The sequence below is a fragment of the Enterobacter quasiroggenkampii genome (assembly GCF_043972695.1).
Classification (GTDB): Bacteria; Pseudomonadota; Gammaproteobacteria; order Enterobacterales; family Enterobacteriaceae; genus Enterobacter; species Enterobacter quasiroggenkampii.
This window is the reverse complement of the sequence record NZ_CP143745.1, coordinates 3119387-3134529: the sequence shown is the minus strand read 5'-3', so window position 1 is coordinate 3134529 and position 15143 is coordinate 3119387. Positions and strand designations below refer to the sequence as shown.

The window sequence follows — 15143 nt, the reverse complement described above, 5'->3', positions numbered from 1 at the left end:
AGACGCTAAAAGCGCCGATTTCTTGCGGCATAGAAAGTGACGGTTGTGCTTGACGAATAATGGCACTTAAGGCAAATCATCTTTTTGAGCGCTGGCGGTTAAAACAGCAAAAAACGCGGCTTTAGAATAACCTGATAGTGTTTCGTTATTTGCCAGGTCAAAACGCCTGTGCTGTTATTACTGTCCTATATAATAAAACTGTCAGGGTTATAACCATGTCTACAGGGAAAACACTGCTCGCCCTTGCGCTGAGCGCGCTGTTACCAGCCGGTGCCGTATGGGCGGCAAATAACGACACCCTTATTTACTGTTCAGAAGCCTCCCCCGAGTCCTTCAACCCACAAATCGCCAGCTCTGGCCCGTCTTTTGTGGCCAGCTCTCAGGTGTTGTATAACCGTCTGATCAATTTCGACCCGGTGAAAAACACCCCGGTGCCGTCGCTGGCGGAGTCCTGGACGATTTCGCCGGACGGCAAGACCTATACATTTGCCCTGCGTAAAGGGGTGAAGTTCAACAGCAACAAATACTTCAAACCGACGCGCGACTTTAATGCTGATGACGTTATTTTCTCGGTCATGCGTCAGAAAGACCCTAAACACCCGTACCACAACGTGTCGCAGGGCAACTACGAGTACTTTAATGATGTCGGTCTCGATAAGCTGATCCAGGACGTTAAAAAGGTCGATGATTATCACGTCCAGTTCACCCTCAGCGAACCCAACGCCGCGTTTCTGGCCGACTGGGGAATGGATTTCGCCTCGATTCTCTCCGCTGAATACGCCGACGCAATGCTGAAAAAAGGCACGCCTGAGAACGTGGACACCTGGCCGATTGGCACCGGGCCTTACGTGCTGCAGCAGTACAAAGTGGATTCGCTGATCCGCTACGTCGCGAACCCAAACTACTGGGAAGGCGAGGTGCCGACGAAGCATCTCATTTTCTCCATTACGCCAAACGTGGAAACCCGCCTGGCGAAGCTGCAGACCAACGAGTGCCAGATTATTCCTGCGCCATCCCCGGTTCAGTTTGACGCCATCAAAAACAACAAAGACCTGACGCTGCACTCGGTCGATGCGCTGAACGTTGGTTATCTGGCGTTTAATACCGAGAAAAAACCGTTTGATAACGTGCTGGTGCGTCAGGCGCTCAACTACGCGACTGACAAGAAGGCCATCGTTAATGCGGTGTTTATGGGATCGGGCACGGTGGCAAAATCGCCGATCCCGCCAAATATGCTGGGCTTCAATAAAGACCTGAAGGACTACAGCTACGATCCTGAAAAAGCGAAAGCCCTGCTGAAGCAGGCGGGTCTGGAGAAGGGCGCGGAAGTCACGCTGTGGTCAATGCCGGTTCAGCGTCCGTATAACCCGAACTCGCGTCGTATCGCGGAGATGATCCAGAGCGACTGGGCAAAAGTCGGCGTGAAGGCCAAAATTGTCTCCTACGAGTGGGGCGAATATCTCTCCGGAATGCGTAAAGGCGAGCATGACTCCGCGCTGTTTGGCTGGATGTCCGACAACGGCGACCCGGACAACTTTGCCGATGTGCTGCTCGGCTGCAACAGCATTAAAACCGGCTCAAACGCCGCGCGCTGGTGCGATAAGGGGTATGATGCCCTGGTACAAAAAGCGAAGCTGACCAGCAGCCCGGCTGAGCGCGCCAAGCTCTATGGCCAGGCGCAGGAGATCTTCTACCAGCAGGCGCCGTGGATCGCGCTGGCCAACGGGAAAACGTTCTACGCGACCCGCAGCAATGTGACCGGGTACAGCGTAAGCCTGATGGGCAGCGATTTCTCGAAAGCGAAGCTGAACTAAGCCTTTTTAGCCGGGTGGCGGCTACGCCTTACCCGGCTTACATTTGGCACCCGTAGGCCCGGTAAGCGTAGCGCCACCGGGCACATAACAAGGAGTGACAATGTCACATTTAAACGAAGTTATCGCCCGCGTCGATGCCGCTATCGAAGAGAGCGTGATTACCCATATGAACGAGCTGCTGATTGAATTAAGCGATGATGCAGAGCTCAGCCGTGAAGATCGCTACACCCAGCAGCAGCGTCTGCGCACCGCGATTTCGCACCATGGTAAGCAGCATAAAGAGGAGATGGACGCGCGTGAGGAACAGCTGACGAAAGGCGGCACCATACTGTAACCATCAAAACTGGCGTCGCGCCACCAGCCAGGCCCCGACCACCAGCATCACCGCGCCGCACACCGGGCCGATCAGGGCGCGCAGCGGGATGCCATGGCTCCTCAGCACGTCCAGCACCAGCCCGCCAATCAGCTGGCTTGCGACCAGCACGGCGATGGTCGTCGCCGCGCCAACATTCTGATAGCCGCTGATGCTGGCAAACACGAAAAACGACCCCAGCAGCCCCGGGATAAGCGTCCACCAGCGCACCGTCGCGGCCAGCTCGCTGAACCCGGCCACGCCCTGTTTCAGCAGCAGAATACTGACAAACAGCACGATGCCGACCAGCGAATTCAGCAGCATCGCGATGAGAATGGTGGAGGAGGACTGGGTGATACGCACCATCAGGGTGTTTTGCACCACCAGACCGATGCCCGCCGCCACCAGAAACGCCAGGGTCAGGGACTGATTCATGGGATCGCGTCCGGATCGCTGCGCTCGTCCAGCTGCAGCTGCATAAAGGTTAAGTCCAGCCAGCGGCCAAACTTGGTTCCCACCTGCGGCATTTGTCCGGTCGTCACAAAGCCGAGCGTTTCATGGAGATGAATCGAGGCATGGTTTTGCGCTTCAATGCCGGCCACCATCACGTGTTTCCCAATGGCGCGGGCCTCGTTAATCAGCGCCTTCATCAGCGTGCGGCCAATCCCTTTGCCCTGATGGGCCGGGTGGACATAGACCGAGTGCTCAACCGTATGACGGAAGCCGTCAAAGGCGCGCCAGTCGCCGAAAGAGGCGTAGCCGGTGATTACGCCGTCCTCTTCACTTACCAGAACCGGGTAGCCCGCAAGCGAGCGCGCCTCAAACCATGCGATTCGGTTATCGGTATCGACGGTTTTATCGTTCCAGATCGCGGCAGTGTGCAGCACCGCGTGGTTGTAAATCTCGCCTATCGCAGCGCAGTCTTCTTTGCAGGCATGACGAACGATCATGATGAAGCCTCTGTGTGTTGTTCACTATAGTATTACGTTATCGCTACGATATTACACAACTGTATCGCCCGATCGCTACGGCATAAGCCATATTTTTTTGTTATCAAAAGCCCATTGAAATGCCGTTCATACACTATAGTATGACGTCATGAACACCATAACAGACACAATGAATCAACGGATTAGCGCAAGAATTCGCCTTGAACGCGAGTCTCGCGGATGGTCCTTGAGTGAGCTGGCGGACCGGGCAGGGGTCTCCCGCGCCATGATCCATAAGATAGAGCGCGGGGACAGTAGCCCGACAGCCACCTTGCTTGCCCGCCTGTCGGGCGCGTTTGGCATCAGCATGTCAACGCTGATTGCCCGGGCCGAAATGCAGGAGGGCAAGCTGCTGCGCCTGGCAAACCAGCCCGTCTGGCGCGATCCGCAGACGCACTACCTCCGCCGCCATGTTTCTCCCCGTACCGATCTGCCCATCGACCTGGTTCAGGTGGAACTGCCTGCGGGAAGCGACGTTCCGATGCCGGCCTCTTCTTACGCGCTGGCGCGTCAGCTTATCTGGCTGCAGTCCGGTGAGCTGGTGTTTCAGGAGGGCGACACCCGCCACGAGATGCACGCCGGAGACTGTCTTGAGCTGGGGCCGCCTAATGACTGCCGGTTCATCAACGAGACGAATGAAACCTGCATCTATCTGGTTGTACGCCTCAATCAGTCTGGCTCGTAATGCTAATGCGATAACGCCGAACGTGAGCCAGGCTGTAATGACATTTGTACCAGAAGGAGATCCTGATGAATCACTCTGTTTCGCATAACCGCCGCTGGGTGCTGGCCTCTCGTCCACAGGGCGCACCGGTCGCGGAAAATTTTCGTCTGGAAACGCAGCTTGTTCCGGAACCGGGTGCGGGGCAGCTTTTGCTTCGTACCGTCTGGCTGTCGCTGGATCCTTATATGCGGGGTCGCATGAGCGACGCGCCATCCTATTCTCCGCCGGTTGAGATCGGTGCGGTGATGGTGGGGGGAACGGTCAGCCGCGTTGAGCAGTCAAACCATCCCGACTTCAAAGCCGGTGAATGGGTGCTGGGCTACAGCGGCTGGCAGGAGTATGAACTTTCGGACGGCAGCGGCCTGGTGAAGCTGGGCGAAAATCCGTCTCATCCTTCCTGGTCGCTGGGCGTACTGGGCATGCCGGGCTTTACCGCCTATATGGGGCTGCTGGATATCGGGCAACCGAAAGCGGGTGAAACGCTGGTGGTGGCTGCGGCGACCGGCCCGGTTGGCGCGACAGTAGGGCAGATCGGCAAAATCAAAGGTTGCCGGGTGGTCGGCGTAGCTGGTGGCCCAGAGAAATGCCGCCATGCCGTTGAGGTTCTCGGCTTTGACCTGTGTCTGGATCACCATGCGGCGGATTTTGCCGACCAGCTGAAACACGCCTGTCCGAACGGTATTGATGTCTATTATGAAAACGTCGGCGGGAAAGTGTTTGATGCCGTGCTGCCCCTGCTGAACACCTCCGCGCGCGTGCCGGTGTGTGGCCTGGTGAGCGGCTATAACGCGACGGGCCTGCCTGACGGGCCGGACCGCCTGCCGCTCCTGATGGCGACCCTTCTCAAGAAACGCATTCGTATGCAGGGCTTTATTATCGGCCAGGATTATGGACACCGCATTCATGAGTTCCAGGAAGAGATGGGGCGCTGGGTGCAGGAGGGAAAAATCCACTATCGCGAACAGGTGACGGACGGGCTGGAAAACGCTCCCGAGGCGCTAATTGGCCTGCTGGAAGGACGAAACTTCGGCAAAGTCGTGATTCGCGTCGCGAGTGACAATAAATAAAGCGCACAATGGCGGGGTTTCCCGCCATATTTATTTGTGAAGATACGATATATTGTCTTTAATTACTGGACACGGTTTTTCGCGCCATCATCCCGGATGAGCCCGAAAACGATAAAAAAAAATGATGTTTGCTTTTTTTGCTGTTTTACGTACTTCCCACCACCAGGCATGACGATACAGGATATATCGTACCGGCGCCGTTTTATTAAAACTGGCGTTTAAAAATAGCATTAAGTTTTAGCTACAGGAATTCCACATGCTTGATTTGGATCACTTAGAAAAAGCCCAAAGGGTTAGCCTTACCATGCAGGTTGAACACAGTTTGAAAGGGGCGTTAATTACAGGCTCCCTCAAACCAGGAGCACGACTGATTACGAAAGAGATTGCTGATAAATTAGGCACCAGTATTACGCCGGTCCGCGAAGCGTTGCTGCGTCTGGTCTCCTCAGGCGCGCTTCACGCCACGCCAGCGCAGGCTTTTTTGGTCCCTGAGGTGACGCTGGAGCGTTATAACGAGATTAACGCTATCCGAAAACAGCTTGAGCCAATGGCGGTTGCCGCAGCATGCCTGAATATGTCAGACGGCAAGCTGGAGGCGTTGCGCAAAATGTCAGAGGCCTTCCATGAGGCCATGCGCAATGGAAACGTTCAGCAGGCCTTGCATGCGAATCGTGTCTTCAGGTTTACGCTTTATCAGTATGCGGAAATGCCGACGCTTAATGCCTTAATTGAACAGCTATGGGTCCGCATCGGCCCCTGTATGAACTATCTGCACCAGGAGCTTAGCGACATCAAAACGGCAACATATCACTATGACGAGCTTCTTTCAGCCCTTGAGCGGAGAGATGTGGAGGCCAGCCAAAAGGCGATTGATAAGTTGATTGATGAAGCGGATTCTCTTTTACAGCGACAATATTTTAACTGAGAGATTATTTATCAGAGCGACTATATACCGCCGCTAATTATTTATCTGGTGAATAACTCCTGATGGCTTATTGCCATCAGGAGGGTTATTTCATTTATAAAATAAACTTTTCTTTTTTGCTTACTCGAAGCGATAAGAGACCGACAGCCCGACGCCATAGTTACGGCCTGGTGCAGGCTCGTAATAACGACCGTTGGACTCGTTGACAATAACCGATCCCGCGTACTCTTTATCGAACAGGTTATCGACGCGGCCAAAGACGTCCATTCCCCAGTTGCCGTAGTTAAACTTATACCCGGTATTCAGCCCGACTACCGTATATGACGGCGCTTTCGCGGTGTTTTCGTCGTCAGCCATGATATCGCTCATGTAACGCACGTCCGTGCCCGCGTACCAGCCTTCCTCCGGCTGCCAGCCAAACGAAGCGAAGCCCATGTTGCGCGCAATCCCCGGCATACGGTTACCGTTACAGTCTGCGTCGCTGCAGACGTTAGTCCGGTAGGTGGCATCCAGATACGTCCACGCCATCTTCAGCTTCCAGTTCTCCGCGAACTGCTGATCCAGGGAAACTTCCACACCCTGACGGCGGGTTTTCCCGGCATTTTTATAGGTTGTGCGGCCGCCGGAGCTGGAGTCCACCACGATCTCATCGTCCGTATCGGTGCGGAACAACGCCGCCGTCAGCAGACCGTTGCCGATTCGGGTTTTGCTGCCCACTTCATACGTGTTATTCGTGGATGGCTTCAGGCCAATATTCAGACCGCCCTGATTATCGGCACGATAGGAGAGTTCGTTGATGGTTGGCGTTTCAAACCCACGCCCTGCGGCAGCGTAGAGGTTCCACCCGTCAGTCACCGCATACTTCACGGCGCCCGCCGGGAGCCATTTGTGATAGCTCGCGTCACCGCTGTCATCGCCGTTGCCCGGCGTAACGTAATGGTCATTGGAATCAAACCAGACCGAACTGTAGCGAACACCCGCATCGACAGAGAGTTTCTGCGTCAGCTGCCAGCTGCTCTGCAGATAAGGATCGACGTTCCACATCAGGTTGCGTTCATCGCGACGTTTATCGCCTTTGACGCCGTAGTCCGGCACGCCGTTGCTCATCACGAAGTTCTCGTAGCCGCGACGATCTTCACTCAGGTTTTCGTAGTTCAGACCGGTGGTAAAGGTCACCGGCACCAGCAGCTCGCCGCGGTGCGTCCAGCGGGTATCCACGCCCTGATAGTGGCGTTGCATGTCGATCACGCCGCCGGAGTGAGTAGGAGGTTTTTGAAACTTCGCCTGAATCGACTGATACTGCGTCATTTCACGCTCGCCGGCGTACATCATCACGCTGAGGTCGTCCTGAGCGCTGAGCTGGCGATCGTAGCGCAGGCCGGCCTGGGTCTGTTTGATGGTTTTACGGGTATTAAACTGATCGCCGCGCGGCGACTGGCGCGGGTTGTCCCGCCACTCCTGATAATTCAGTCCACCCGGATCGTTGGCCTTCATGTCCACGCTGTTGAAGATCAGCGTCAGCTTGCTGACGTCATCAATGCGCACGCCCAGCTTCGCGTTGGCAAGATTCTTACGCGCGCCGCTGTGGTCGCGATAGCCTTTGGTCGTGAAACGGGTGGTGGAAACGGTGTAATCCACATCGCCCGCGTGGGTGCCATCACCCATCGCGCCGGTGGCTTTCATACCGTAGCGCCAGGTACCGTAGCTGCCGTAATAGCTGCTCGCTTCAATAGTCGGTGGCTGCTGACCGGTCTGGGTGTTGACGTTAATCACGCCGCCGGAGGCGTTGCCGTACAGGGCTGAGAAGGGGCCGCGCAGCACTTCAACGCTCTCCACGCTGGAGAGGTCGATGTTGGAGGTCTGGCCCTGTCCGTCCGGCATGGTGGCTGGAATACCGTCGACGTACATACGGATACCGCGCACCCCGAAGGTTGAGCGAGCGCCAAACCCGCGCATCGACAGCTGGAGATCCTGGGCGTAGTTCTGACGGTTCTGAATTTGCAGCCCGGGTACGCTGCCAAGGGATTCAGACAGGTTGATGCGGGGTGCAGCCTGGCGCATATCATCGCCATTGACGACGCTGACCGCTGCCGGGGTATCGAGTTCCGATACGGTTTGCGGCGTGGCGCTGACGATCATGGTCTGTTCCTCTGCGCTCATGGCGGTGAGCGGCGCAAAAATAACAGGAACCAGCAGCAGCGGGAGAGAAGCCTTACGGGCAGAAATGATTTTCATGAATAAAACCGGTTGTGGTATGTAAACGAACCAAATGGAACATGTCCATACATGTTAAAGGTTTTGTAAATGTTTTGAAAACTATAACCGCACATTGCGTTAATGAAAGGCGAGAGGGGAAAGAAAAACTCCACATTCATCTGATTAATGATTATTATTCTCATTATCAAAAGGCAATGCCATGACGTTGTCTGCCGGAAGTGATGTCAGCCCAAACCCCACTTTTCAGAAAAGGAATTGTTATGTCTTTACGTCATCTGTGCTCGCCGCGTCTGAGCCTGTCACTGCTGTCTGCCACTTTACTGCTTGCCGGGACGTTCCAGGTGCATGCCGCCGAAGAGGTGCTGCGTAAAGCGGTGGGCAAAGGGGCGTATGAAATGGCCGTGAGCCAGCAGGAGAATGCGCTGTGGGTGGCGACCTCGCAAAGCCGTAAAACCGACAAGGGCGGGGTTGTTTACCGTCTTGATCCGGTCACGCTGGACGTGACGCAGGCGATCCATAGCGATCTCAAACCCTTTGGTGCCACCTTTGACAACGCGACCCAAACGCTGTGGTTCGGTAATACGATCAACGGCGCGGTAACCGCGATTGATGCAAAAACGGGGGACGTAAAAGGGCGACTGGTACTGGACGGGCGTCAACGCAGCGAAACCGTCAAACCGCTGCAGCCGCGCCAGCTGGTGGCGGATGACGCAAGCAACACGATTTACATCACCGGTGTCGGTAAAGAGAGCGTGATTTGGGTGGTGGATGGCGCCACGCTGAAGCTGAAAGAGACCATTGCCAATACCGGTACTTACAGCACCGGCCTGGCGCTGGATGCGCAGGCGAAACGTCTGTACACCACGAATGCGGACGGCGAGCTGTTAACCATTGATAGGGCAACGAACAAAATCCTGAGCCGTAAAAAAGTGCAGGATGACGGGAAAGAGCACTTCTACCTGAACCTGAGCCTCGATACAGCCGGTCAGCGTGCGTTCCTGACCGATTCAAAACAGCCGGAAGTGCTGGTGGTGAGCCTGAAAGACGGCAGCGTGATCGCGAAAATCGCCGCGCCGGAATCCCTGGCGGTCCTGTTTAACCCGGCCCGCAATGAAGCCTACGTGACGCACCGTGAAGCCGGCAAGGTGAGCGTGATTGATGGGAAAACGTATAAGGTGACTAAAACGTTCGACACGCCGGTCTACCCGAACAGCCTGGCGCTCTCTGCGGATGGCAAAACCCTGTACGTGACGGTGAAACAAAAATCCACCCGCCAGCAGGAAGCCACCCAGCCTGACGACGTGATTCGTATCGCGCTGTAAGATAAAAAAGGGAAGGCTTTTGCCTTCCCTTTTTAATGCTTTCCGGATGCTTAACGCGAGGTTTCTTCCACCAGCGGCGCGTCGTGTTTTTCATCATCAGGATGAACCGGCGCGGTGCTGTGAATTTCATGAACGCGTTTACGCACGCCGAACCAGCCTGCAATCAGCAGCACGGCCAGCAGCGGAATGGTCGCGATGGTGTAGGTGCCGTTCGGGTAGTCGAACGCCATCAGCACCAGCACGCTGAACAGGAAGAGCAGGGTGAGCCAGGACGTTACCGGCGCGCCAGGCAGCTTGAAGCTGACGTCAGCGGCTTTGCCTTCTTTAATCGCCTTGCGCAGACGCATCTGGCAGACCACGATAAAGCCCCAGGATGCGATAATCCCGAGTGCAGCCACGTTCAGAACGATTTCGAACACCTGTGACGGGACGAGGTAGTTCAGGAACACGCCGAAGACATAGACCACCAGCGTCGCCAGAATACCGGCGTACGGCACGTGCTGCTTGCTCATCCTGGACATGAACTTCGGTGCAGAACCGCCCATCGACATGGAGCGCAGGATACGACCGGTCGAGTAGAGGCCGGAGTTCAGGCTTGAGAGCGCAGCCGTCAGCACCACGATGTTCATGATGCTGCCCACGTAAGGCACGCCCAGCTTAGAGAAGAAGGTCACGAACGGACTCTGGCCCGCCTGGTAGGCGTTCCACGGCAGCAGCAGCACCAGCAGCACCACGGAACCGACGTAGAAGAGACCGATACGCCAGATCACGCTGTTGATGGCTTTTGGCACCATCGTCTGCGGATCTTTACATTCACCTGCAGCGGTACCCACCAGCTCGATGGAGGCGAAGGCGAACACGACGCCCTGAACCAGAACCAGCGCAGGCAGCAGACCGTGCGGGAAGAATCCGCCGTTATCGGTTATCAGGTGGAAGCCGGTGGCATTGCCATCCAGCGGCTTACCGCTGCCGAGGAAGACGGTACCCACGACCAGGAACACCACGATGGCCAGCACTTTAACCAGCGCAAACCAGAACTCCATCTCCGCGAACCACTTCACGCCGATCATGTTCATGGTGCCGACAATCGCCAGCGCGCCAAGCGCAAAGACCCACTGCGGCACATCGCCAAACGCGCCCCAGTAGTGCATATACAGCGCAACGGCGGTGATATCGACGATACCGGTCATCGCCCAGTTGACGAAGTACATCCAGCCCGCGACGTAAGCGGCTTTTTCACCGAGGAATTCACGTGCGTAAGAGACGAAGCTGCCGCTGGAAGGGCGATGCAGTACCAGTTCGCCCAGTGCACGAAGAATGAAGAAAGAGAAGATCCCGCACACCAGATAGACCAGGGCGAGAGCCGGGCCAGCCATCTGCAGGCGTGCACCAGCACCTAAAAACAGACCCGTTCCGATAGCGCCGCCGATGGCGATCATTTGAACCTGACGGTTGCCCATCGCTTTGTGATAGCCCTCTTCGTGGGAGTTCAACCAGCGACGTTTAGCAGCATGATGATCGGCTGCGCTTTTATTGCTTGTTTTCATTGAGTTACCTGTTTGCCTGTCTGAACCATTATCGTGATAGTCCTGCCTGGCAGAGCGCAATACAAACGATTGCTTCTGCGCAAACACATGTCGCCTCCCCAATCATTCTGCGTATGGATAAGGCGAAACATGGCGAGGCATCCTACCTGCAATTCATAAGCGACGCAAAATATAACCGTGCCGAAAGTGATGCACGTCGAAGGAAATCGTGTGGTCAGAGCAGACGGGGATCACAACACGCTGAAACGTGATGAGTTTTTAGTCAAAACAATGGTGGGGTTGATTATTTAATCATCAGATTCTCTTAATTATTACCAGATGGTATAAATTTTTGCTGCTGCAGGGCATCGAGAAGTAACCTGAACGCGGTTGTGTGCTGCCGACGGCTCGGATAATAGAGGTGATATCCTTCAAACGTGGGGCACCACGATTCAAGGACCCTGACCAGCCGTCCCTGATTCAGAGCGTCCAGAACCGAGGACTCGGGCACGTAGGCTAATCCGAGACCATTCTCCGCGGCGTCGATGCGCTGCGACAGGTTATTCAGCGTAAGCTGTCCGTCAACCCGCACGCGAAGCTCGCGCCCGTCGCGCTCAAATTCCCAGTCATACAATCCCCCTCGGGTGGGCAGGCGGAGATTGATACAGCGGTGTTCACCCAGCTGCTCCGGCACGAGCGGCACGCCAAAACGAGCCAGGTAATCCGGGGAGCCGACGACCGCCATGCGCATGTCCGGCGCAATCCGCACCGCAATCATGTCTTTTGCCACCTGTTCACCCAGGCGAACCCCCGCGTCGAAGCGGCCATCTACGATATCTGTCAGGCCATTGTCGACCGTCACTTCGACGTTAATGTCAGGATACTGCAGCATAAAAGGCTTCAGTACCGGCCAGAGCACGGCGTCCATCGCGTGCTCGCCGACGACGATGCGGATAGCGCCTGCGGGTTTGTCGCGGCTGCTACGAAGCGCCGTGAGTTCCTGTTCGATCTCCAGCAGATGCGGGCTGAGGCGCGAAAAAAGCTGCTCACCCGCGGGTGTAGGAACCACGCTGCGGGTTGTGCGGGTTAACAGGCGAACGTCTAATCGCGCCTCAAGCTTGCGCATCGCATGGCTCAGTGCCGATTGCGAGACGCCCAGCTGCGCCGCTGCGCGCGTAAAGCTGCGCTCGCGGGCCACCACCATAAAGGAGAGCAGATCGTTGAAATTATCTTTTAGCATCGCGGTTCTATTTATGAGTTTCAGTCATGTGTCCTATCTGATTATGCACCCTAATGCTGCGGAGTGCTTTGCGCTACTGTTAACGCAACAGTCAACGAGGAGCAAAAGATGAAAATTATCCGCAGCGGTTCATTACCTTCAGTACGAGGACCGGAAGCCTGGTTTACCGGGGTTGTTCGGATTGACGCGCCCTTTCAGGCGACCGAACCTGCCAGCGTCGGAGGGGCAACCGTAACCTTTGAGCCGGGCGCGCGCACGGCCTGGCATACGCATCCCCTGGGACAAACGCTGATTGTGACGCAGGGTCGTGGCTGGTTACAGGAGTGGGGCAAAGAGGCGGAAATCCTGAATCAGGGCGATATCGCCTGGATCCCACCCGGCGTGAAGCACTGGCACGGCGCAAGTGCGCAAACGGCGATGACGCATCTTGCCATCGCCGAAGCGGTAAACGGCAGCCCGGTAACATGGCTGGAAAAAGTGACCGACGAGCAGTACCCGAACGGCTAACCGCCAAAAACGGCAATCGCCTGCTGCAGGCGCGTCGTCCGCTGCGTCAGGTGATTCGCGGCGTGAGTGACGTTATCCACCATCCCCGTATTGCTCTGGGTCATTGCGCCGATACGGGAGAGGGAGGCGTTAATCAGCGTCAGCGCCTGAGTTTGCTCCTGCGTGGCGAGGCCAATCTCCTTAATCAAGGTGGAAACCTGCAGAACATGGTCGATCATGACCGTCAGCTGTGATTCGGTTTGTACCACCTTCTCCACGCCAGCGTTGACGCTGGCGACGTTTTTCTCGATCAGCGCTTTGATCTCTTTCGCCGCCGTCGCGGAGTGCTGCGCAAGATTGCGCACCTCAGCCGCGACCACGGCAAAGCCGCGGCCGGCTTCACCCGCGCGCGCCGCTTCCACGGCGGCATTCAGCGCAAGAATATTGGTCTGGAAGGCAATACGATCGATAACGCTAATAATATCGACGATCTGGCCGTTATCCTGCGAAACGGACTGCATCATACCGATGGTCTCTTTCATCATCGCTTCACCGCAGTGGGCGCTGTCGCGGGTGCGATCCGCCATCTGAATCGCCTCGTTCGCGGTTTCGGCCGTCTGCTTCACGGCGCTGGCGATCTCTTCCACCGCAGATGCGGTTTGCTGCAAGAAATCTGCGGTTTCCTCAGAGCGCGTCTGCAGCGCCGCACCTTCTTTCGCGACCTGCTGGCTGATGGTGCCAATACCGCTGATTTGCGCCCCGACATCATCAACCAGCGAGTTCAGGTTTAAACCAGACTGATTCACCAGGCGCATCATCAGCCCGATATCATCGATCCTGTCAAAATGGTAATAGTCCGTTTTACGTCCTGAAACCACGCGCTGCATCTGTTGAACAATGGATTTTACCGGCCGGGCGATCTGCGCATGAAGATAACAGGACAGCGCAGAAAAAAGCAGCACCAGAGTGGTGGCCTGAACGAGACGATCGCGGAATAAATATACCGCCAGGCAGGAAAGTAACGCTGTCGCAGTAATACCAAGCTGAATTCGTTTTCCGGTACTGAGACATTTAAAGAGCGATAAAAAGGAAAATAAACCGCGCCGAACGAACAGTCCTTTATAAAAACGGTACTGTTTTAATTCATTATTACGTACTTTTGCATACAGATTTTCACTGGCCGCGATCTCCTCCCGTGAGGGGATATTGCGCACCGAAATATAGCCGGTCAGGGATTCCCCCTGCCAGACCGGCGTCACGTTGGCACGCACCCAGTAGTGATCGCCATTATGACGACGATTCTTCACCAGCCCTGTCCAGGTCTCACCCTGCTGGAGGGTAAACCACATGTCGCCAAACGCTTCGGCAGGCATGTCGGGATGGCGGATGAGGTTATGCGGCTCACCCAGAAGATGCTCTTCTTTATATCCGCTGGCTTCTATAAAAGCGGAGTTGGCATAAGTTATATGACTTTTTGTATCGGTGGTGGACATTAATGTCGAACCAGCGTTAAGTAAATACTCGTTTTGTGTAACGGGGGTGTTACGCCTCATGAGTAACTCCATGATGTTGTGCAAGAATAAAGAATCCGGAAAGCGCTCCGGCAAGATAAAAGTGATTATTTTAATAACGATCTGCGCATATTCTCGCTGAAATTGAGATCCTCCGAAATACCCGGCATTCATTATTTTTAATATGTTAATGTTGTCGAATGTAATAAAATTGAAAATATTTTAGTGGGTGTTATTTTGAATCGATTTAAATAAATGACATAAGCCAAACTGCAAGAGGGAGATCGCCTCCCTGGAAAAATTGTCATGCTGAAATAGCGTTTCGTTAACAGAATGAAAACGCTATGATTTGGTCTCATTTTCGTGAATACAGGGAGGCTGAGGTGAAAATTAACGTCATAGGAACCAGCGGGAGTGGAAAAAGCACGCTGGCGAAGCAGATTGCGACCGAACTGGCTATTCCCTGTATCGAGATGGACAGACTCTACTGGCGCTCTGACTGGCAGGGCACGCCGGACGACGAATTTCAGGCAAAGCTGGCGCAGGCGCTACAGGCTTCGCCAGACTGGGTACTGGACGGTAACTACAACCGCACGCGGCCTGTGAAATGGCGCGATATCGATGTGGTGGTGTGGGTGGATTACGGGTTTACCCGCACCCTCTGGCAGGCCGTCACGCGAGCAATGAAGCGGGCCTGGCATAAGCACGAGCTCTGGCCGGGAACGGGGAATAAAGAGAGTTTCCGGCGCGCGTTCTTCAGCAGAGAATCCATTATCATCTGGACGATGAAAACCTGGCGTAATAACCGTACGCGCTATGAAGCCGATCTGCAAAACCCGCAATATAGCCATATTCGCTTCGTCCGCATTACCCGTCGGGAGCAGGTGGAATCTCTGATTGCCTCCTTAAAGTCTTATTCTTAGCAGGGTTTTATATATCTGTTTTCCGGCAAACTAAATGTAAATTAATT

14 protein-coding genes are annotated in these 15143 nt (G+C 55.2%); 8 read left to right on the top strand and 6 right to left on the bottom strand.

Features of this window, described 5'->3' with window-relative positions:
- The first annotated feature begins 215 nt into the window (after positions 1-215).
- The gene (locus V1572_RS15065; RefSeq protein ID WP_395299331.1) at positions 216-1814 is read left to right on the top strand and encodes an ABC transporter substrate-binding protein; all 1599 of its coding nucleotides are present in this window, start codon (positions 216-218) and stop codon (positions 1812-1814) included.
- A 100-nt stretch (positions 1815-1914) separates the two neighbouring features.
- Entirely contained in the window at positions 1915-2148 is a 234-nt protein-coding gene (locus V1572_RS15060) for a YdcY family protein (RefSeq protein WP_008501298.1), read from the top strand.
- Between the two features lie 3 nt (positions 2149-2151).
- Here V1572_RS15060 and V1572_RS15055 read toward each other — a convergent pair whose 3' ends face one another.
- Together V1572_RS15055 and V1572_RS15050 are read right to left on the bottom strand one after the other, a co-directional pair.
- Entirely contained in the window at positions 2152-2601 is a 450-nt protein-coding gene (locus V1572_RS15055) for a DMT family transporter (RefSeq protein WP_008501299.1), read from the bottom strand.
- Positions 2598-3116, bottom strand: coding sequence for a GNAT family N-acetyltransferase (locus tag V1572_RS15050; protein ID WP_023292298.1), 519 nt, complete (start codon positions 3114-3116; stop codon positions 2598-2600). Before V1572_RS15050 ends, V1572_RS15055 begins: the two co-directional genes overlap by 4 nt.
- Before the next feature lie 148 nt (positions 3117-3264).
- Here V1572_RS15050 and V1572_RS15045 point away from each other — a divergent pair, with 148 nt between their 5' ends.
- The 3 genes from V1572_RS15045 (at position 3265) to V1572_RS15035 (ending at position 5871) form a co-directional block, all read left to right on the top strand.
- Positions 3265-3840, top strand: coding sequence for a helix-turn-helix domain-containing protein (locus V1572_RS15045; RefSeq protein WP_008501301.1), 576 nt, complete (start codon positions 3265-3267; stop codon positions 3838-3840).
- 65 nt (positions 3841-3905) lie between these two features.
- The gene (locus V1572_RS15040; protein ID WP_395299330.1) at positions 3906-4946 is read left to right on the top strand and encodes an NADP-dependent oxidoreductase; all 1041 of its coding nucleotides are present in this window, start codon (positions 3906-3908) and stop codon (positions 4944-4946) included.
- A 256-nt stretch (positions 4947-5202) separates the two neighbouring features.
- Positions 5203-5871 carry a GntR family transcriptional regulator gene (locus V1572_RS15035; RefSeq protein WP_252077064.1) on the top strand — a complete coding sequence of 223 codons (669 nt, stop codon included), beginning with the start codon at positions 5203-5205 and terminating at the stop codon, positions 5869-5871.
- Between the two features lie 120 nt (positions 5872-5991).
- On the opposite strand, the gene pqqU is transcribed toward V1572_RS15035, so the two are convergent.
- Positions 5992-8106, bottom strand: coding sequence for a TonB-dependent receptor PqqU (gene pqqU / locus V1572_RS15030; protein WP_277717722.1), 2115 nt, complete (start codon positions 8104-8106; stop codon positions 5992-5994).
- Between the two features lie 242 nt (positions 8107-8348).
- Here pqqU and V1572_RS15025 point away from each other — a divergent pair, with 242 nt between their 5' ends.
- Entirely contained in the window at positions 8349-9410 is a 1062-nt protein-coding gene (locus V1572_RS15025) for a YncE family protein (protein ID WP_395299329.1), read from the top strand.
- Between the two features lie 50 nt (positions 9411-9460).
- On the opposite strand, the gene ansP is transcribed toward V1572_RS15025, so the two are convergent.
- Both ansP and V1572_RS15015 read right to left on the bottom strand, forming a co-directional pair.
- Positions 9461-10957, bottom strand: a complete 1497-nt coding sequence (gene ansP, locus V1572_RS15020) for an L-asparagine permease (protein WP_023618706.1) — start codon at positions 10955-10957, stop codon at positions 9461-9463.
- Between the two features lie 304 nt (positions 10958-11261).
- The gene (locus V1572_RS15015; protein ID WP_262796297.1) at positions 11262-12176 is read right to left on the bottom strand and encodes a LysR family transcriptional regulator; all 915 of its coding nucleotides are present in this window, start codon (positions 12174-12176) and stop codon (positions 11262-11264) included.
- 108 nt (positions 12177-12284) lie between these two features.
- On the opposite strand from V1572_RS15015, the gene V1572_RS15010 reads away from it, so the two are divergent.
- Positions 12285-12683, top strand: coding sequence for a cupin domain-containing protein (locus tag V1572_RS15010; RefSeq protein WP_262796296.1), 399 nt, complete (start codon positions 12285-12287; stop codon positions 12681-12683).
- Here V1572_RS15010 and V1572_RS15005 read toward each other — a convergent pair.
- Positions 12680-14215, bottom strand: a complete 1536-nt coding sequence (locus tag V1572_RS15005) for a methyl-accepting chemotaxis protein (protein WP_262777874.1) — start codon at positions 14213-14215, stop codon at positions 12680-12682. The genes V1572_RS15010 and V1572_RS15005 overlap by 4 nt on opposite strands.
- A 341-nt stretch (positions 14216-14556) precedes the next feature.
- On the opposite strand from V1572_RS15005, the gene V1572_RS15000 reads away from it, so the two are divergent.
- Entirely contained in the window at positions 14557-15096 is a 540-nt protein-coding gene (locus V1572_RS15000) for an AAA family ATPase (RefSeq protein ID WP_235404669.1), read from the top strand.
- Positions 15097-15143: the final 47 nt, after the last annotated feature.